The organism is Stenotrophomonas sp., from assembly GCF_032066555.1.
Classification (GTDB): domain Bacteria; phylum Pseudomonadota; class Gammaproteobacteria; order Xanthomonadales; family Xanthomonadaceae; genus Stenotrophomonas.
Genome location: NZ_DAMBKV010000010.1, coordinates 131,049 through 148,434, shown reverse-complemented (window position 1 = coordinate 148,434; position 17,386 = coordinate 131,049). Strand labels below are relative to the sequence as shown.

General features: G+C 64.7%; 18 protein-coding genes. 8 read left to right on the top strand and 10 right to left on the bottom strand.

Translation table 11 applies throughout. From position 1 onward, the window contains the following. Window positions 1-159: 159 nt before the first annotated feature. Complete coding sequence (locus RT131_RS13225; protein WP_313173271.1) at window positions 160-2,277, bottom strand: TonB-dependent receptor; 2,118 nt, start codon at window positions 2,275-2,277, stop codon at window positions 160-162. 333 nt (window positions 2,278-2,610) lie between these two features. Continuing rightward, complete coding sequence (locus tag RT131_RS13220) at window positions 2,611-3,399, bottom strand: GntR family transcriptional regulator (RefSeq protein ID WP_313173270.1); 789 nt, start codon at window positions 3,397-3,399, stop codon at window positions 2,611-2,613. 56 nt (window positions 3,400-3,455) lie between these two features. On the opposite strand from RT131_RS13220, the gene RT131_RS13215 reads away from it, so the two are divergent. The 4 genes from RT131_RS13215 to RT131_RS13200 are packed head-to-tail and all read left to right on the top strand — an operon-like array spanning window position 3,456 to window position 7,026. Continuing rightward, window positions 3,456-4,235 carry an enoyl-CoA hydratase/isomerase family protein gene (locus tag RT131_RS13215; protein WP_313173269.1) on the top strand — a complete coding sequence of 260 codons (780 nt, stop codon included), beginning with the start codon at window positions 3,456-3,458 and terminating at the stop codon, window positions 4,233-4,235. 7 nt (window positions 4,236-4,242) lie between these two features. After that, window positions 4,243-4,575 carry a DUF1330 domain-containing protein gene (locus RT131_RS13210; protein WP_313173268.1) on the top strand — a complete coding sequence of 111 codons (333 nt, stop codon included), beginning with the start codon at window positions 4,243-4,245 and terminating at the stop codon, window positions 4,573-4,575. Further along, complete coding sequence (locus tag RT131_RS13205; RefSeq protein ID WP_313173267.1) at window positions 4,572-5,615, top strand: nitrilase-related carbon-nitrogen hydrolase; 1,044 nt, start codon at window positions 4,572-4,574, stop codon at window positions 5,613-5,615. The genes RT131_RS13210 and RT131_RS13205 overlap by 4 nt, the downstream gene beginning before the upstream one ends. Continuing rightward, entirely contained in the window at window positions 5,608-7,026 is a 1,419-nt protein-coding gene (locus RT131_RS13200) for an aldehyde dehydrogenase family protein (RefSeq protein WP_313173266.1), read from the top strand. Before RT131_RS13205 ends, RT131_RS13200 begins: the two co-directional genes overlap by 8 nt. Before the next feature lie 9 nt (window positions 7,027-7,035). Here the strand turns inward: RT131_RS13200 and RT131_RS13195 are convergent, their stop codons facing one another. Continuing rightward, complete coding sequence (locus tag RT131_RS13195) at window positions 7,036-7,272, bottom strand: hypothetical protein (RefSeq protein ID WP_313173265.1); 237 nt, start codon at window positions 7,270-7,272, stop codon at window positions 7,036-7,038. A gap of 372 nt (window positions 7,273-7,644) precedes the next feature. On the opposite strand from RT131_RS13195, the gene RT131_RS13190 reads away from it, so the two are divergent. Next, the gene (locus RT131_RS13190) at window positions 7,645-8,421 is read left to right on the top strand and encodes a glucose 1-dehydrogenase (protein WP_313173264.1); all 777 of its coding nucleotides are present in this window, start codon (window positions 7,645-7,647) and stop codon (window positions 8,419-8,421) included. An 8-nt stretch (window positions 8,422-8,429) separates the two neighbouring features. Here RT131_RS13190 and RT131_RS13185 read toward each other — a convergent pair whose 3' ends face one another. After that, window positions 8,430-8,825, bottom strand: coding sequence for a c-type cytochrome (locus RT131_RS13185; RefSeq protein WP_313173263.1), 396 nt, complete (start codon window positions 8,823-8,825; stop codon window positions 8,430-8,432). 246 nt (window positions 8,826-9,071) lie between these two features. Between RT131_RS13185 and RT131_RS13180 the strand changes: the two genes are divergently transcribed. Beyond that, window positions 9,072-9,278: a hypothetical protein gene (locus RT131_RS13180; protein WP_313173262.1), complete on the top strand. Its 207-nt coding sequence runs from the start codon at window positions 9,072-9,074 to the stop codon at window positions 9,276-9,278. A 198-nt stretch (window positions 9,279-9,476) separates the two neighbouring features. Here the strand turns inward: RT131_RS13180 and prpB are convergent, their stop codons facing one another. The 6 genes from prpB to RT131_RS13150 all read right to left on the bottom strand — a co-directional run bounded on the left by prpB (window position 9,477) and on the right by RT131_RS13150 (window position 15,916). After that, complete coding sequence (prpB, locus tag RT131_RS13175; RefSeq protein ID WP_313173261.1) at window positions 9,477-10,361, bottom strand: methylisocitrate lyase; 885 nt, start codon at window positions 10,359-10,361, stop codon at window positions 9,477-9,479. Window positions 10,362-10,389: 28 nt separating this feature from the next. After that, a complete protein-coding gene (locus tag RT131_RS13170) occupies window positions 10,390-12,069 on the bottom strand; it encodes an electron transfer flavoprotein-ubiquinone oxidoreductase (RefSeq protein ID WP_313173260.1) in 1,680 nt (559 codons plus the stop codon). A gap of 63 nt (window positions 12,070-12,132) precedes the next feature. Continuing rightward, window positions 12,133-13,053, bottom strand: coding sequence for a polysaccharide deacetylase family protein (locus RT131_RS13165; protein WP_313173259.1), 921 nt, complete (start codon window positions 13,051-13,053; stop codon window positions 12,133-12,135). Beyond that, complete coding sequence (locus RT131_RS13160; protein WP_313173258.1) at window positions 13,050-13,985, bottom strand: polysaccharide deacetylase family protein; 936 nt, start codon at window positions 13,983-13,985, stop codon at window positions 13,050-13,052. Before RT131_RS13160 ends, RT131_RS13165 begins: the two co-directional genes overlap by 4 nt. Further along, complete coding sequence (locus RT131_RS13155) at window positions 13,982-14,656, bottom strand: isochorismatase family protein (protein WP_313173257.1); 675 nt, start codon at window positions 14,654-14,656, stop codon at window positions 13,982-13,984. The genes RT131_RS13160 and RT131_RS13155 overlap by 4 nt, the downstream gene beginning before the upstream one ends. Window positions 14,657-14,683: 27 nt before the next feature. Then, window positions 14,684-15,916 carry an MFS transporter gene (locus tag RT131_RS13150; RefSeq protein ID WP_313173256.1) on the bottom strand — a complete coding sequence of 411 codons (1,233 nt, stop codon included), beginning with the start codon at window positions 15,914-15,916 and terminating at the stop codon, window positions 14,684-14,686. Between the two features lie 141 nt (window positions 15,917-16,057). On the opposite strand from RT131_RS13150, the gene RT131_RS13145 reads away from it, so the two are divergent. Further along, window positions 16,058-16,366, top strand: a complete 309-nt coding sequence (locus RT131_RS13145; RefSeq protein ID WP_303747969.1) for a hypothetical protein — start codon at window positions 16,058-16,060, stop codon at window positions 16,364-16,366. Between the two features lie 20 nt (window positions 16,367-16,386). Continuing rightward, entirely contained in the window at window positions 16,387-17,229 is an 843-nt protein-coding gene (locus RT131_RS13140) for an SDR family NAD(P)-dependent oxidoreductase (RefSeq protein ID WP_313173255.1), read from the top strand. Window positions 17,230-17,386 lie beyond the last annotated feature (157 nt).

Sequence of the window (17,386 nt, the reverse complement as noted above, 5' to 3'; positions counted from 1 at the left end):
AGGGTGGCTCTGGCCTTGGCGGGAAAGCCCCTGCCAAGCATGGCTCGGCACTACCGCTTTAGCCCCTCTCCCGCTTGCGGGAGAGGGGTTGGGGTGAGGGTGGCTCTGGCCTTGGCGGGAAAGCCCCTGCCAAGCATGGCTCGGCACTACCTTGAGCCCTCACCAGAACCGGTAGCTGAACTCCACGCCGTAGGTGCGCGGCACGTTCGGGTAGATCACGCCCACACCCAGCCCGGCGATATCAAAGCCGCCGGTGGAGGCGAATTCATTGCTCAGGTTCTTGCCCCACAGCGCCACCGACCATTCCGCATCGCGCGGTTCGTAGGCGATGCGCGCGTTGTACTCATGCCCGGCCTTGCGCATGATCAGGCGCGAGGCGTCCTGGTTCTGGTAGTACTCATCGGTGTAGCGGGCCTGCGCGCTGAATACAAGGTCGGCATTGCCAAGCGGCTGCACATAGCTGCCACCGAAGGTCCACTGCAGCTCTGGTGCATTCTTCATCGGGTGGCCGCGGAAGTAGGCGGCATTGATGGCCTTGTACTTCTGGTATTCCGAGTCGATGGTGCCCAGCGTGGCGTTGAGCTTCAGTCCGCGCGTCAGCTGTGCCTCGGCCTCCAGCTCGATGCCCTGGATCAAGGCACCGGTGGCGTTGGTCACCACGAAGATGCCTTCCGGGTTCACCGCGGCCAATTGGATGCCGTCGTAATCCAGCCGGTAGTAGTTGCCGTTCAAGCGCAGGCGGTTGTCCCACAGCGTCGACTTGATGCCGATTTCATAGGCACGCAGGGTTTCAGCATCCACCTGCACCAGGGTTGCCGGGGTGCTGCCGCGGCCATTGAAGCCGCCACTCTTGAAGCCGGTGGTGACGCTGGCGTAGCCCATCACGTTGTCGTTGAAGTTGTAGGACAGCAGCGCCTTCCAGTCCGGGCGGTTCCAGCTGTTGCGCATGTTCTTGCTGAAGTTGGGCTCGCCATTGGCCTTGACCGCGCGCACCGAGAAATCCTTGCTCTCATAGCTGTAGCGGCCGCCCAGGGTGAGGGTCAGCTTGTCGGTGAACTTGTAGTCGCCCTGCGCATAGATGGCATACGCCGAGGTGTCCTGGGCGATGTAGTTGGTGCCGCCGCGCACGAAGATGTCGCTGCGGGTCGGCTGGTCGTTGTGCTCCTTGAACGCGAACACGCCAGCGACCCAACTGAAAGGACCGTCCAGCTGCGAGGTGAACTGCGCCTCGTAACCCTTCTGGTTCTGGTGCTGGTCCTGTTCGAGGTGATAACGGGTCTGCGCGGTGCCATCCACGTCCATGTAGAAGTGATGGTCCAGCGTGCGGTAGTGCGCGATGCTGCGCCAGGAGAACGCACCGAAGTCGGTTTCATTGGTCAACGCCACGCCGAACTGGTCGATGTCGTTCAAGCCCAGCGTGTCGGTTTCGGTCTTGTAGAAGCTGCCCAGGCGCGGCACCTGGTTGCCATTGGCATCCAGCGCCACTGGCGTGCCCCAGGCCGGGGTGGAGCGCTCGCGCAGGCGGTCGATGCTCAGCGTGGCATAGGAGGCTTCTCCCCAGGTCGAGGCCAGCGACAAACGCCCGGCCAGCACGTCCTGGTCATTGACCATGCGGTTGTGGGTGATGTCCTTGAGGATGCCATCGCGCTGGCGGCTGAGCGCGGCGGCGGAGACATCCAGCGTCTCGCCGATGCGGGTGGCGAAACTCAGGCGTGCGTCGCGGCGTCCGAGGTTGCCGATGCTGCCATCCAGCGCCAGCTTGCTTTCGCCGGTGGGCTTGCGCGAGATGTAGCGGATCGCGCCGCCGGTGGCATTGCGGCCATACAGCGTGCCCTGCGGGCCGCGCAGCACTTCGATGCGCTCCACGTCATACAGGTCGAACATCGCCCCGTTCTGGCGCGGGATGTAGACATCGTCGATATACAACGCCACCGCCGGGTCGTTGGTGAACATCGACTCATCGGCGCCTACGCCGCGCATGAAGATCTTGGCGCCGGAACTGGTGCCGGTGTTCTGCTCGATGATGATGTTGGGCGCGGCGAACTTGATGTCATCCACGCGCTTGACCTGCATGCGGTCGAGTTCCGGTCCGCTGATCACGCTCATGCTCAGCGGCGTCTTCTGCATCTGCGCTTCGCGGCGCTGCGCGGTGACGCTGACCTGATCCAGCTGCACGGCCTGGTCGTCAGTGCCGGCCTGCTGCGCCAATGCGGGGTTGCTGCCAAGGGCGGTCACGATCGCGACTGCCAACGCACTGCGGTACAGAACTTCCTTCATTGCCTGCCTCATAGCGTGAACGGGGTAGGTGGCGCAGGCGCACAGGTCTGAGTGCTGTGCTGCTGCGTGTGCTTTCCAGTCTTTCGCTATTTGTCCGGACAATCAATGTGGCTCGCGTCCTGCCTGCACCGTGGAGTCGTGCGCCGCAACATGCGCATAAGCAGTTGATCGAGATTGGAAAGTGGCAGCAATTGCGGCCCTTCCGTGTTGCACTGCAAAGGCATATAGGTCTTAGCCTTATGTCTTTCCAAGCAAGCGGCCCAGCCCGCCAGACGCAAAACGCCGCCCGGTCAGGGCGGCGTTTTCGCAGCGGGCGCTGGTGGTGCTGTCGGTTTACAACGGGGTGCCGTCGTCCACGTCCAGGGTCATCTGGTAGGTGAACTGATCCGGCCGGTATTGCACGTTGAGCAGGTCGACCAGATTGCCGTCGCCATCGTAGGAACGGCGTTCCAGTGACAGCAGCGCGGTACCGGGTTCCACCTTCAGGTGCATGGCGGCGATGGCGTCGGCGTTTACTGCCGACAGCACCTGCTCCACCTGCTTGATCTGGATGCCGGCGGCCTGGAACAGCTTCAGACGGGAGCTGTTGGACAACCGCGTCTCGCTGAATTCGGGGTGATCGGTATGGGTCCAGCTGATGTAATAGCCGAACGGGACATCGCCCCGCAGGCGCAGGCGGATGGCCTGCACCAGCACGTCGCGTGGGCCGGTATCGAACAATGCCCGGATCGGCTCCGGCGGCACCGCGCGGCGGAACTGCAGCAACTGCACCTTGGTGTGCTCGGCCAGCACTTCCAGGCTTTCCAGCAGCCCGGTCAGCGGGCTGTGCATCGGCTTGGGCCGGGAGCGGTGGATGACGTGGGTGCCCTTGCCGCGGCGGCGCTCGACCAGGCCCTCGGCGGCCAGCTCATCCAGCGCCCGCTTGGCGGTGATGCGTGATACCCCAAAGCCGTCGGCCAGGTCGAACTCGGTGGGGATGCGGGCGCCACGCGGGATCTCGCCATTGAGGATGCGGTCGCGCAGCAGGCTGAACATCTGGTGGTAAAGCGGCGTCGGCAAGTCATTGCGCAGCAGCTTGTGCGCATTGGCACTCAACAATGTGGCCAGTGTGTCTTGGGACATCTCGCTTCACCCTCCTTTGGCTTAATGCTATAACGATAGAACAAATAGGATAGGCCATGATCACTGAAGAGACCGTGATTTGCTGGAGCCGCGACGGCGCGCTCGCCCGCATCAGCATCCACCGACCCGACAAGCGCAACGCCCTGGCCACCCGCCACTGGGCGGCGATCGAGGCCGCACTGGACGACATCGCCGCCAGTGACGCCCAGATCGTGGTGGTATCCGGCGTGCCGGGGGCGTTCAGTGCCGGCGCCGATATCGACGAACTCGGCCAGCTGCTCACCGCTCCGGCCGCCTTCGCCGCCAACAACGCCCAGGTCCAACGCACCCAGCTCAAACTGCAACGCCTGCCGCAGACCACCCTGGCCGTCATCGACGGGGCCTGCGTAGGCGGCGGCCTTGGCCTGGCCTTGGCCTGTGACCTGCGCCTGGCCAGTGCCCGTAGCCGGTTCGCTATCACCCCAGCCAAGCTCGGTTTAGTTTACAGCGCCGACGACAGCCGTCGGCTGGTCAACGCGGTCGGCATGGCCCGCGCCCGCGAGATGCTGCTGACCGGGCGCCTGCTCGATGCCGCTACTGCGCTGGATTGGGGCCTGGTCAACCAGTTGGCGGGTGAGGACGGCATCGAGGCGCTGGAGCAGGCACAGGTCCAGCAGCTGTTGGCCACCTCCGGGCAGGCGCGGCGGGCGATCAAGACCGTGCTCGGCCACTTGGGGGGAGATGCCAGCATCGATCTGGCCCAGGCCGATGCGGCTTTCAACGATGCCTTCAGCAGTACCGACTTCGTCGAAGGCGCGGCCGCCTTCCTGGAAAAGCGCGCCCCGCGCTTCAGCTGAGTACGCCATGTCCGCCTACCTGATCATCGAAGCCCACCTCACCGACCCGCAGCGGTTTGCTGCCTATGCCCGGGCCACGCCCGCGGTGGTGGCGCGCCATGGCGGCCATTACCTGGTGATGGGCGGCGAGCAACAGAGCCTGGAGGGCGAGCATGCAGCGACGCGGACGGTGATCTCGTGCTGGCCTGACCGCGCCGCCGCACTGGCGTTCTGGCACAGCGCCGACTACGCCGCGATCAAGCCGCTGCGCGCCGGCACCGGCAGCTTCCGCGTGCTGCTGGCCGATGGCATGCAGACACAAGCTCTCAACGACACCGCAACCGAAGGTAAGGCTCCATGATCGACGCTTATCGCGCGCTGGCCCTGCAGACCACCTGCCGCGCCATCAATGCCTGTGCAACACCGGAAGCAGCCGCCGTCGCGGTGGCCGACAACATCGAGCGGGTAGGTCGCCAGATCCGTGCCTCCAAGGCCTTCATCGGCGCCGACCTGAAGCTGGTGGTGCTGCCGGAATACTTCGCCACCAGCTATCCGCTGGGCGACACCATCCCCGGCTGGGCGGCCAAGGGCTGCTTCGCGATGGATGGCAGCGAGTACGAGCAGCTGGGCCGCATCGCCCAGGACAACGGCGTCTACCTGTGTTCCAACGCCTACGAGCGTGACCCGAACTTCCCCGAGCTGTACTTCCAGTCCTCGGTAATCCTGGATGACAGCGGCAACCAGATCCTGCGCTACCGCCGGCTGATCTCGCTGTACGCGCCCAGCCCGCATGATGTCTGGGACAAGTACCTGGACGTGTACGGCATCGACGGCGTGTTCCCGGTGGCACGTACGCCGCTCGGCCGCCTGTCCTGCATCGCCTCGGAGGAAATCCTGTATCCGGAAATCGCGCGTGCGATGGGCCTGCGCGGTGCCGAAGTGTTCCTGCATTCCACCAGCGAAGTCGGCAGCCCCGAGCTGACCCCCAAGGACATCGCCAAACGCGCCCGCGCGCTGGAAAACATGGCCTATGTGGTCTCGGCCAATACCGCCGGCATCAGTGGCGTGGACATCCCGCTGGGCAGTGCAGATGGCATGAGCAAGATCGTCGATGACCAGGGCCGGGTGCTGTCTGCCGCCGGCACCGGCGAGTCGATGGCCGCCTATGCCGACCTGGATATCGCCGGCCTGCGCCGCCGCCGGCTGCGCCCGGGCATGGGCAATTTCCTCTCGCGGCTGCCGCAGGCGGCAATCAACGCCGGCCTGGCCAGCACCGCCTTGAAGCCCAACGCCCTGCTGCAGGGCGACAGCTTGAAGATCCCGCAGCGGGTCGACTTTGCCGCCCGCCAGAAAGCCACCCTTGATGCACTGTTGAGCGCTGGAGTACTGGGCAATGACTGACGCAACCACGCTGCCACTGCGCAACCCGCGCACCGGGCTGTCCGACGGCGAGCTGCCGATCACCAGCGCCCGCGACGTCGCCGCGCTGGGCGCGCAGCTGCGCCAGGCGCAGCAGGCCTGGGCCGAGCGCAGCATCGAGGAACGCTGCGCGCGCCTGGACGCCCTGGCCGACGCGCTGGTCGCGCGTCGCGATGGCTTCCTCGATGCATTGCTGGCCGATACCGGCCGCTGGCATGAATCGCAGATTGAAGTGGACGGCACCATCGGCGCGATCCGCCGCTGGGCGCAGCAGGCCGCGAGCTGTCTTGCGGAAAAGCCGGCCCAGCAGGAAGCCATCCCCTTCATCCACAGCCAGCAGACCTGGGTGCCGTATGCGGTGGTGGGCGTGATCAGCCCGTGGAACTTCCCGCTGATGCTGACCCTGATTGATGCCGTGCCGGCGCTGGCCGCCGGCTGCAGCATCCTGGCCAAGCCCAGCGAGGTCACTTCGCGCTTCGTGCCGCTATTGCGTGACGCCTTGGACGAAGCGGGTCTGGGCGCGGTGTTCAAGCTGGTCACCGGTGCCGGCGCCACCGGCCAGGCGGTGATCGAGGCCAGTGACCAGATCTGCTTCACTGGTTCGGTCGCCACCGGCCGCAAGGTGGGCGAAGCCTGTGCGCGCCGCTTCATTCCGGCCTCGCTGGAGCTGGGCGGCAAGGACCCGGCGCTGGTGCTGTCCGATGCCAACATCGCACATGCCGCACGTGCGCTGGCCTGGGGCAGCTTCGTCAACGGCGGCCAGAGCTGCATGTCGATCGAGCGCGTCTACGTGGAAGCGCCGGTGGCCGATGCCTTCATCGCCGCGTTGGTGAAGGAAGCTTCCGCGCTGGAGCTGGCCTGGCCGGACCCCAAGCAGGGCCAGATCGGTCCGGTGATCGCGGCATCGCAGGTCGAACTGGTGCGCGGCCAACTGGCCGACGCCAAGGCCAAGGGCGCACGCGCATTGACCGGCGGCGAGTTGATCGAGCACGGCGGCGTCTGGTGTCCGCCAACGGTGTTGGTGGATGTCACCGACGAGATGGCCGTGGTTGCCGATGAGAGCTTTGCCAGTGTCCTCCCGGTGATGGTGGTGGCCGATGAAGCCGAAGCCATCGCGCGTGCCAATGCCACCGAGTTCGGCTTGTCGGCGGCGGTGTTCACGCAGAGCCCGGAGCGGGCGCAGCGTGTGGCGCGTCAGCTGCAGGCCGGTGGCATCTCGATCAACGACGCCTGCCTAACCGGCATGGTGCAGACCGCCGAAAAGCAGAGCTTCAAGCTGTCCGGCATGGGTGGTTCGCGCATGGGCACCGCATCGATCCGCCGCTTCGTGCGTGCGCGTGCGTTGTTGATCAATACCGGCACCGCATCACCGTGGTGGTTCCCGCCCGCATAAGGCGCGGCCTCAGCACACCAGTACGAACTGGCTGAGGAAAATACCGAAGCCAAGCATCCACATTGCCAGCATCGCTGGAACACCGGCGATGCGCAGCAGCCAACGCGGCTGCGGCCGCGCACTGCGTGTAGCGCGGAAGATCAGCACCAGCAGCACTACGCCGGCAACAACGAACAGCGCGAAGATCGACCAGCCCAGCAGCCAGAACGCGGTGGATTTGCTCGATTCCTGCGGACATTGGGTCATGGCCGAGGCCAATGACGGCATTGTGCAGAGCAGCGCTACGGACAGGGTGGTGAGTTTACTGCGGCTTGCTGGTCGCATTGGATGACGCGTCCCCTTATATGCAGTTCCAGCGTACATCCTGCCACGTGACACGCCTGCGTGCAGTCAACGGGCGCTGTCGGCCGCGACAGCGAGCCGGATGAAGCATCTTCCTGTCCCACTGCCATGGTGATCTGATGGGGGCTTGATGGCACCGATGCAAGCAGTTGTGATCAAACAGTGCTTTTAACCCGGGATTTCGCTCTGCCCTTGCATACTGCGACGTGGGCCGCCGCGCCTGGTCCGCCTGTTGAGTCAACAATCTGGCGCGTGAAGCCAACGGGAGTGATGTTCATGAATCCGAATTCGCAGTTTGACCTTACCGGCAAAGTGGCCATTGTCACCGGTGGTGGCAACGGTATCGGTCGCGCCAGCTCGTTGATGCTGGCAGCCTATGGCGCATCGGTAGCCATTGCTGACCTGAAGCTGGGCGCAGCTGAAAAAGTTGCTGCGGAGATCATCGCAGCTGGCGGCAAGGCCTTGGCCCTGGAGTGCAATGTGCTCAAGGATGAGGACCTGGTGCGGGTGGTGGAGCGCACCGCCAATGAACTGGACGGCATCCATATCCTGGTCAACAACGCCGGTGGTGGCGGGGCTGGCCGCGAGAGCCCGTACACGATCAGCCTGGAGCAGTTCGAGCGGCCATTCCAGATCAACGTCTTCAGTGCCTGGCGGCTGTCGCAGCTGTGTGCGCCGCATATGCAGAAGGGCGGCTACGGCTCGATCATCAACATGTCGTCGATGAGCTCGATCAACAAGAGCCCGGCGATCAGCGCCTACGCCGCGTCCAAGGCGGCGATCAACCATATGACGGCGAATCTTGCGCATGATTACGGTCCTGCCGGGATCCGTGTCAATGCGGTGGGGCCGGGGGCGGTGCGCACCGATGCCTTGGCTACCGTGCTCACGCCGGAGATCGAGGCGCGGATGCTGTCGCATACGCCGATCAAGCGCCTGGGTGAGGCCGAGGATATTGCCGGTGCGGTGCTGTATTTCGCCGCGCCGATATCCAACTGGGTCAGCGGCCAGACCTTGTTCGTCAACGGCGGCGGTGTGCAGACGCTGGATTGACGCCGGGCCTATTCGGGCAGGGTGGACAGGAACTCGATCACGGCCTGGCGGCGCGCCGGGTCGGAGGTGGCGTTGACCATCTTGCTGCCCGGCACCTGCCTGGTCGGTGACTTGATGAAGGCGTCCAGGGTCTGCGCATCCCAGGTGATGCCGCTGGCCTTCATCGCTTCGGAATAGTTGTAGCCGGGGGCGGTGCCGGCCTTGCGGCCGATCACGCCATGCAGGTTGGGGCCGACGCGGTGGCCGAGGTCGGCGCGGGTGTCGTGGCAGCCGGCGCAGATGGCGAAGGCCCGCTCGAGCTCGCGCTGGTGCGGGTCGGCGCTGGCCGAATGATTGAAGGCATCGCGCTGGCCGCAGGCGCTGAGCGTCAAGCAGGCGAGGGCGATCAGGGGCAGGCGGGGCATTGCGTTCTCATTGCGCTGGCGGTCGTGGCTGTGCGGCGCTGGCAATGATGGCCGGTGCTGGGAGGGGAAGCAAAGGGCTTGGGTTTTTGGCAGGCTGGGGTGGTATGAGGGCTTTGACGGAAGGGCTGAAGCAAAGGCAAAAACGGAGGTAGAAGCAGAGGCAGAAGCAGAGGCAGAAGCAGAAGCAGAGGCCCCCTCATCCGCCCGTTGGGCACCTTCTCCCGCAAGCGGGAGAAGGGAGACTTCATGCTTTCTTTCGTCGGTTGGAAAGGCCGAAGAAAAGCCAAAGCCGAAGCCAAAGCAAAGGCAAAGACCAAATGCAAAAGCAGAAAGCCAAAGCAGAAAGCCAAAGCAGAAAGCCAAAGCAGAAAGCCAAAGCAGAAAGCAATTTATCTGCCCGCTGTGCGTTTCGCGTTCAGACGCCGAAATTCTTCAAAGCGTCGATTGAGCTGAGAGTGTTCGGCTGCGGAAAAATTCGCGGAGTACGCCGAAGTCAGTAATGCTGGCCCAAGCAACTTCGCGCCGAAGCAGCCCCTCTCCCGCGTGCGGGAGAGGGGTAGGGGTGAGGGCGGCTTTTAAGCTCTTAGCATTTCAAGCTTTCAAGCTTTCAAGCTTTCAAGCTTCCAACTTCTAAACCCTGAACCCCAATCATCACTTCTTCCCAGCAAACGTCCTATCCAGACTCTGCTCAAAGGTGTGATACCCGATCCGCTCATACAGCTCCTCGCGGGTCTGCATGGTCTCCACCACATTGCGCTGGTGGCCATCACGGCGGATCGCGGTGTACACGTTCTCCGCCGCCTTGTTCATCGCGCGGAACGCCGACAGCGGGTAGATGCACATCGCCACGCCCACCGAACCCAGCTCCTCGGTCGAGAACAACGGGGTCTGGCCGAATTCGGTGAGGTTGGCCAGCACCGGCACCTTCACTGCATCGACAAAACGCTTGTAGGTCTCAAGGTCGTACGAGGCCTCGGCAAAGATGCCGTCGGCGCCGGCTTCCACGCAGGCCAGCGAGCGCTCGATCGCCGCATCCACGCCTTCCATCTGGATGGCGTCGGTACGTGCGATCAGGAAAAAATCCGGATCGGTCTTGGCATCGGCCGCCGCCTTGACCCGGTCCACCATCTCGCCCAGCGACACGATTTCCTTGTTCGGGCGGTGGCCGCAACGCTTGGCGCCGACCTGGTCCTCGATATGGCAGGCCGCCGCACCGGCCTTGATCAGCGATTTCACCGTGCGCGCGATGTTGAACGCGCTTGGGCCAAAGCCGGTGTCGATGTCCGACAGCAGCGGCAGGTCGCAGACGTCGGTGATGCGGCGGATGTCGGTGAGCACGTCGTCCATGGTGTTGATGCCCAGGTCCGGCAGGCCCAGCGAGCCGGCGGCGACGCCGCCACCGGACAGGTAGACCGCACGGAAGCCCGCCCGCTTGGCCAGCAACGCATGGTTGGCGTTGATGGCGCCCGGGATCTGCAGCGGGCTTTCTTCCTTCAGCGCCGCGCGGAAGCGGGCGCCTGGACTGACAATGCTCATCGAAACTCCTGTGGTTGGTTGGCGATGCTTACATCGCCGGGTAGTTCGGTCCGCCGCCACCCTGCGGGGTTACCCACACGATGTTCTGGGTCGGGTCCTTGATGTCGCAGGTCTTGCAGTGCACGCAGTTCTGCGCGTTGATCTGCAGGCGGGTATCGCTGCCTTCGCCGACGAATTCGTACACACCGGCCGGGCAGTAACGCGCTTCCGGGCCGGCATAGGTGGCCAGATTGACCTTCACCGGAATGCTGGGGTCCTTCAGCGTCAGGTGGCTGGGCTGGTCTTCCTCGTGGTTGGTCGAGGACAGGAACACCGAGCTCAAACGATCGAACGTCAGCACGTTGTCCGGCTTGGGATAGCTGATCTTCGGCTGGCTGGCGGCCGGCTCCAGGCATTCGTGGTCGGCCTTGGTGCGGTGGATGGTCCACGGCGCGTTGCGGATGCCCAGCTTGGGCAGCAGCCACTGCTCGATGCCGGTCATCAGCGTGGCCAGGGTGCGGCCCTTCTTGAACCACTGCTTGAAGTTCTTGGACTGCAGCAGCTCGGCCTTCAGCCAGCTGTTCTCGAAGGCGTCCGGATAGGCGCTTAGCTCGTCACGCGAACGGCCGGCGACCAGCGCGTCAAACGCGGCCTCGGCGGCCAGCATGCCGGTCTTGATCGCGGCGTGGCTGCCCTTGATGCGGCTGACGTTGAGGTAGCCGGCTTCGCAGCCGACCAGAGCGCCACCCGGGAACACGGTCTTGGGCAGCGACAGGATGCCGCCGGCGGTGATCGCACGCGCGCCGTAGGCGATGCGCTTGCCGCCTTCCAGGTGCTTGCGGATGGCCGGGTGGGTCTTGAAGCGCTGGAACTCCTCGAACGGGCTCAGCCACGGGTTCTTGTAGTCCAGGCCGACCACGTAGCCGATCGACACCTTGCCGCCCTCGGCGTGGTACAGGAAGGCGCCGCCGTAGGTGTCGTTGTCCAGCGGCCAGCCGGCGGCATGCACCACCAGCCCCGGCTCATGCTTGGCCGGATCGATCTGCCACAACTCCTTGATGCCGATGCCGTAGGACTGCGGGTCCTTGCCGGCGTCGAGCTTGAACTTGCTGATCAGCTGGCGGCCGAGGTGGCCGCGCGAGCCTTCGGCGAAGATCGTGTACTTGGCATGCAGTTCCATGCCGCGCTCGTAGTTCGGGCCCGGCGTGCCGTCCTTGTGGATGCCCATGTCGCCGGTGGCCACGCCCATCACCGCGCCGTTTTCGTCGTACAGCACCTCGGCGGCGGCAAAGCCCGGGAAGATCGACACTTCCAGCGCCTCGGCCTGCTGCGCCAGCCAGCGGCTGACTTCGCCCAGGCTGATGATGTAGTTGCCGTCGTTGTGGAAGCACTCCGGCAGCAGCGCATGCGGGGTGGCCTTGGCCTTGGTCTCGTCCAGGAACAGGAACTCGTCGCGGGTGACGGCCTGCTTCAGCGGCGCACCGCGTTCCTTCCAGTCCGGGAACAGCTCGTTGAGCGCGCGCGGGTCCATGATCGCGCCGGACAGGATGTGCGCGCCCGGCTCGGAGCCTTTCTCCAGTACGCACACCGACAGCTCCTGGCCCTTTTCCACGGCCAGCTGGCGCAGGCGGATGGCGGTGGCCAGGCCGGCAGGGCCGGCGCCGACGATGACGACGTCAAATTCCATCGCTTCGCGCGGCGGCAGGGCGGTGTTGGCTTCAGTGTTCATGCAAGGGCTCTTGGGTAAAGGCCGGCGCGTTCAGGGCGACGACGGTTGCCTGGAACCGCCGCCTCAACGCGAGGCGGCGATGATCTGCGAAGGCGCAGCGTTCCAGATCAGCCCTGCGTTGTCTGCCAGATGGGCGAACACGCGTTCCAGGTGCTTGATGCGGTGCGGCTGGCCCATCACCCACGGATGGATGTTGAGCGCGAGCAGGCGACCCTGTCCGCTGCGCTGCGCTTCCTCCAGCAGGAAATCGCAGGCATCGACCATCTGGTCCGCATACTCGGCCTCGGCATGCAGATTTTCGCCGACGATGAAGCGATCTTCCAATTCCAGTGACAGCGGCAGGGCGGTGAGCGGGCCGTTGGCGGTCTGGAAGGGGTAGGGCAGCTCGTCGTTGATCCAGTCGCCAAACCATTGCAAACCGGCCTGTTGCAGCAGTTCCGGGGTGTTCTCGGACTGCGAGCGGGCCGGTGACAGCCAGCCCTGGATGGGACTGTCCGAATACGGGGCCAGCGCGGCCAAACTGCGCTGGATGTATTCAGCTTCGCGCGCCGGGTCCAGCCCGCCGTAGTGCACGCTGTCCATGTTCCAGCCGTGCGCCACCAGCTCGGCGCTGCGCGCCTTGAGCCGCCGCAGCAGGGCCGGGTAGCGTTCGGCCAGTTCGCCGTTGACCGCGGTGCTGGCGCGCAGACCGTACTTTTCCAGCGCATCCAGTACGCGGAACACGCCAACCCGGTTGCCGTAGTCGCGCAATGTGTAATGGCGCAGGTCCGGGTAGGGCATCACCATCGCGCCGTGCGGCTTGAAGCCCTCACCCTTGGGATTGAGCGGGAAGTGTTCCAGGCTCAGGTTGATCCATACCGCCAGTGGCTTGTCGCCGGGCCAGCGCACGGCCGGGCGCTGCGCCAGCATCGACCAGCTGTAGCGGTCATGGTCCATGCCATGGCGCAGGCGCGGGTATTCCAGGAAGCTGCGATCCAGGCTCATGCCGCGTCCTCCGCGTTGATCGCCGCCATCGAGGCCAGCGCGTCGTCGTAGTGATTGTCCAGGTAGTGCTGGGCGATCTCGCGGCCAGTGGCCTTCCACACCTTGTCGTGGCTGCAGATGTAGTCCATGGCGTCGTGGAAGGCCGCCAGGCGGTGCGGGTGGCTGACCTGGTAGGCATGCAGCGGCACGCACATCACCGTGCCGGAGTGCTCGCCTTCGGCATACAGGCGGTCGAAGGCGTCCTTGATCATCTGCCCGTAGCGGCGCGGCTCGATCTTGTTGGTGACGTAGACGATGGTGTCGTTGAGCTCCAGCGAGTACGGCACCGACACGAAGCGCTTGCCGGAGCGGGTCTTCACCGGCGTCGGCTGGTCGTCGTGGAACAGGTCGCAGGTATACAGGCCGCCGGCTTCGGCAAACAGGTCAATGGTGGCGTCCGAATGCGACAGCGCCGGCGCCAGGTAGCCATCGCAGTGCTGGCCGGTGTGCTCGGCGATCAGCGCCATCGAGTGCTCGATCATTTCCCGCTCCTGTGCCTCGTCCAGGCCATAGGTGTAGCGGGTGTTGTAGATGCCGTGGCTGAAGAATTCCCAGTTGCGCTCGGCCGCCATCTGGATCACTTCCGGATGGTGCTTGAGCATGGCCGTGGACAGCGACACCGAGCCGCGCAGGCCGTACTGGTCCATCACCCGCATCATCCGCTGGTGGCCAACGCGGTTGCCGTAGTCGCGCGTGCCATAGCCCTGGATGTCGGGCAGCGGGCGCGGCCACGGCTTGCGCGCCGGGTTGGCCGGCGGCGCGTACTCGTAGAACTCGATATTGGGCGCGATCCACAAGGCCACGCGGGCGCCGCCCGGCCATTCGATCTTCGGCCGGCTGTCGTAGGGCCAGTAGTCGAACAGGCCCGGGTCGGATTTGCTCGCGGTGCTCATGCGCGCAGCGCCTGCAGCTGCGCGGCAACGTGATCCACCGATTCCACGTCACCGTACTTGAGCATGATGTCGCTGAGGTTGGCGAAGTGCGGGATCTCGTGCTTGTCGGCCACGCATTCTTCCGGAACGATGCTGCGGTAGCCGCGCGACAGGCTGTCGATCACGCAGGCCCGCACGCACCCCGAAGTCGAGCCGCCGGTGATGATCAGCGTGTCGATCTTGTGGAAGGTCAGCAGCGACCACAGGTTGGTTTCGAAGAACGGGCTGGCCATGCGCTTGTGCATGACGATGTCGCCAGCCTGCACATCGGCGCGGGGGTCGAACTGGGCGCGCTCGGAACCGTGCTTGATGTTCTGCAGTGAGTCCGGCGTGTTGGTGCGGGTGCCCCAGGTGCCGGCGTCTTCGCCCGACTCCAGGTAGGCCACATAGGTCCACACCACCGGCAGGCCGAGCGCGCGCACCTGCGCCGACAGCGCATTGATGTGTTCGATCTGGCGCGGGTCGGTCTCATACGCGGTCTTGAACGCGTCCATGTCGGTATAGGCGCGTTGCACATCGATGTTGACGATGGCCGGGCGCGCGCCGAAACCAAACTTGGCGCGGTTGGGGTTGGCCTTGACCTGCTCCCAGTACTGGCGGGCGGTGAGGTTGGACGTTTCCATCACGGGCATGGGGTCTCTCCGTTGCAGTAGTGGGGATCAGGCAGCCGAAGCGCGCGCGCGTTCGTCGCGCACGAGCGTTGCGGCCAGCAGGGCCAGCACGATCAGCGCGCAGATCAGGCTGAAAGCGATGTGGTAGCTCTTGGTGATGTCGAAGATCTTGGCCGTTACCCAGATGCCGAGGCCGGCGGTGGTCGCATCGAGCAGGGTGATGGTGCCGAGGATCTTGCCGGCCGAACTCAAGCCGAAGGCATTGACCGCGAGCAACTGGATCATCGTGTACAGGCCGCCCCAACCCAGCCCGAACAGGGCCAGCGAATACCAGATCAGGTCGGCGCGCATCGTTGCCAGGATCAGCGCACCGGCAGCCATGATGCTCAGGTTGAGCAGGAATACGCGCTTGGCCGGCAATATGTCGGCGAGGAAGCCGAAGATGAATTTGCCGACCATCGCCAGGCCGAACATCAGGCCCAGGCCGTTGCCAGCGGTGGCCGGTTCGAAGCCCAGGTCGCGCATGTGCAGGAACAGGTTGGAGGCTACCGCCATGATCGAGAAGAAGGTGGTCATCGCCACGAAGGCCAGCACCCAGAAGGTGCGGGTACGCATTGCCTGTTGGTAGCTCAGGTCCGGGAGCGAGGCGGCGGCCGGCTTGCCTGCTGCCGCCTTGGCGGCCAGCGTATCCGCGCCCCAGGGCTGGATACCGCCCGGGCGCGGGCTGCGCACGAACAGGAAGGCGATGACCAGGAAGGCCAGCGGAATCGCGGCTTCCCACAGCAGCGCAGCGCGCCAGTCCATGCTCTGCATCAAGTGCACGCCGAGTTTGGGGAACACCATGCCGCCGAGGCTGGTACCAACCAGGGCAATGCCGATCGCGGTGCCGCGATGGGTGGCAAACCACTGCGAGACGAAGATCACCGCGACGTTCAAGCCGGCGGCGACCAGCACCGCGGCAAAACCGACGTGGATCCAGTACAGGTGGGCCAGCGAGTGGATGTGCGCATAAGCCGCATACAGCGCCGCCAGCAGCGCGATACCCGCCAGCACCAGCTTGCGCGGACCGACCTTGTCGATCAGTGCACCCAGGAACGGTGCCATCCAGCCGGCCAGCACCAAGGTGATCAGGTCGCGCAGCTTGAGCTCGCTGCGGGTCCAACCGAAGTCCTTGAGCAGGGATTCGTCAAAGGCGGTCAGGCCGGTCACGGTCAAGCCGTTGGAGACCAGCAACACCAACATTCCCACTACCGCCATCAACCACGGGTAATAACGCTTCATCAAAGCACCTCAATCGTTTGGGTTACGGCAGGTAGATACGCCGGTGGGGGATTTCCGCCTCCGGCGTTGACCGGGGACGAATGGCATGCCTACACTTTGTCCGGACAAAGTGTGCCACAGTCTTTTACCCGGGAGGAAGCCATGCAAACCGTCATCGTCCTGTTCAACCTCAAAGCCGGCGTCAGCCGTGAGGAATACGAGGCCTGGGCACGTGCCAGCGACCTGCCGGTGGTCAATGCGCTGCCGTCGGTGGAGAAATTCGAGGTACTCAAGGCCAGCGGTCTGTTGATTGGTGAAGGCAGCTCCCCGTACGACTACATCGAGCTGATGCGCATTCCGGACATGGCTGCGTTCGGCGCTGACCTCGCTGATCCGGCCGTGCAGGCCGGTGCAGCGCAGTTCCAGCAATACGCTGACAATCCGTTGTTCATCCTCACCAGCGCGCTGTAAGCGCACAAGGAACATTGGTCATGGCTCGTTTCCCCGAATTGCAGGGCAAAGTCGCCCTCATCACCGGCGCCGGCCGCCGCGCCGGCCTGGGCGAGGGCATTGCCCGCCGCCTGCTGCAGGAAGGCTGCAAGGTGGTGCTGACCGACATCGGCAAGGTGCGTGGCGCCGAAATGCCGGTCACCGCGGTCGGCACCGACGAGGAAATGGCGCAGGTGGCCGCCGAGCTGGCTGCCAGCACCGGCGGCGAATGCGTGGCGATGGCCCTGGACGTGCTGGAAGAGGCGCAGGTCGAGGCCGTGGTCAAGGCCACGGTGGAACGCTTCGGCCGCCTCGACATCCTGGTCAACAACGCAGGCATCGGCTATCTGATGAAGTCGCTGGTCGACATCGAGGCCAAGGAATGGGACGCGGTGCTGGGTGTGAACCTGCGCGGCGCCTTCCTGACCATCAAGCATGCCGGCCGCCAGATGATCGCCCAGGGCGGCGGCCGCATCGTCAACATCGCCTCGCAGGCGGCCAAGTCGGCGTTCCCGCATGCGGCGGCCTATTGCTCGTCCAAGCATGGCCTGGTCGGCCTGACCCGGGTGGCATCGCTGGAACTGGCCGGGCACGGCATCAACGTCAATGCGGTCTGCCCCAACCACGTCACCACCGGCCTGGGCGCGTGGCAGAACGAATACTTCGCCGAGAAGCAGGGCAAGAGCGTGGAGCAGTATCTGGCCGACATGCGTGCGCGCATCCCGGCAGGTCGTCCCGGCCTGACCTCGGACACTGCGGCGGCAACGGCCTTCCTGTGTTCGGACGATGCGGTCTACATCACCGGTGAGGCGATCAATGTTTCGGGTGGTGAGGAGAACCATTGAGGTAGGGGCTTTCCCGGCCACCGTGAAAATCGTCATTCCCGACCAACTCTCAGATCGTCATTCCCGCGAAGGCGGGGTTTTCAACCGACGAATGTCGGGTCATCGCTCTGGCCTTTGACTTCCACGGCAAAGGCGAAAGCGCAAAGGCGAAGAGCGA

Excerpts from the sequence above, each read along its gene's own strand:
- RT131_RS13225 (WP_313173271.1), bottom strand. The coding sequence starts at position 2,277 with ATGAAGGAAGTTCTGTACCGCAGTGCGTTGGCAGTCGCGATCGTGACC.
- RT131_RS13220 (WP_313173270.1), bottom strand. The coding sequence starts at position 3,399 with ATGTCCCAAGACACACTGGCCACATTGTTGAGTGCCAATGCGCACAAG.
- RT131_RS13215 (WP_313173269.1), top strand. The coding sequence starts at position 3,456 with ATGATCACTGAAGAGACCGTGATTTGCTGGAGCCGCGACGGCGCGCTC.
- RT131_RS13210 (WP_313173268.1), top strand. The coding sequence starts at position 4,243 with ATGTCCGCCTACCTGATCATCGAAGCCCACCTCACCGACCCGCAGCGG.
- RT131_RS13205 (WP_313173267.1), top strand. The coding sequence starts at position 4,572 with ATGATCGACGCTTATCGCGCGCTGGCCCTGCAGACCACCTGCCGCGCC.
- RT131_RS13200 (WP_313173266.1), top strand. The coding sequence starts at position 5,608 with ATGACTGACGCAACCACGCTGCCACTGCGCAACCCGCGCACCGGGCTG.
- RT131_RS13195 (WP_313173265.1), bottom strand. The coding sequence starts at position 7,272 with ATGACCCAATGTCCGCAGGAATCGAGCAAATCCACCGCGTTCTGGCTG.
- RT131_RS13190 (WP_313173264.1), top strand. The coding sequence starts at position 7,645 with ATGAATCCGAATTCGCAGTTTGACCTTACCGGCAAAGTGGCCATTGTC.
- RT131_RS13185 (WP_313173263.1), bottom strand. The coding sequence starts at position 8,825 with ATGCCCCGCCTGCCCCTGATCGCCCTCGCCTGCTTGACGCTCAGCGCC.
- RT131_RS13180 (WP_313173262.1), top strand. The coding sequence starts at position 9,072 with ATGCTTTCTTTCGTCGGTTGGAAAGGCCGAAGAAAAGCCAAAGCCGAA.
- prpB (WP_313173261.1), bottom strand. The coding sequence starts at position 10,361 with ATGAGCATTGTCAGTCCAGGCGCCCGCTTCCGCGCGGCGCTGAAGGAA.
- RT131_RS13170 (WP_313173260.1), bottom strand. The coding sequence starts at position 12,069 with ATGAACACTGAAGCCAACACCGCCCTGCCGCCGCGCGAAGCGATGGAA.
- RT131_RS13165 (WP_313173259.1), bottom strand. The coding sequence starts at position 13,053 with ATGAGCCTGGATCGCAGCTTCCTGGAATACCCGCGCCTGCGCCATGGC.
- RT131_RS13160 (WP_313173258.1), bottom strand. The coding sequence starts at position 13,985 with ATGAGCACCGCGAGCAAATCCGACCCGGGCCTGTTCGACTACTGGCCC.
- RT131_RS13155 (WP_313173257.1), bottom strand. The coding sequence starts at position 14,656 with ATGCCCGTGATGGAAACGTCCAACCTCACCGCCCGCCAGTACTGGGAG.
- RT131_RS13150 (WP_313173256.1), bottom strand. The coding sequence starts at position 15,916 with ATGAAGCGTTATTACCCGTGGTTGATGGCGGTAGTGGGAATGTTGGTG.
- RT131_RS13145 (WP_303747969.1), top strand. The coding sequence starts at position 16,058 with ATGCAAACCGTCATCGTCCTGTTCAACCTCAAAGCCGGCGTCAGCCGT.
- RT131_RS13140 (WP_313173255.1), top strand. The coding sequence starts at position 16,387 with ATGGCTCGTTTCCCCGAATTGCAGGGCAAAGTCGCCCTCATCACCGGC.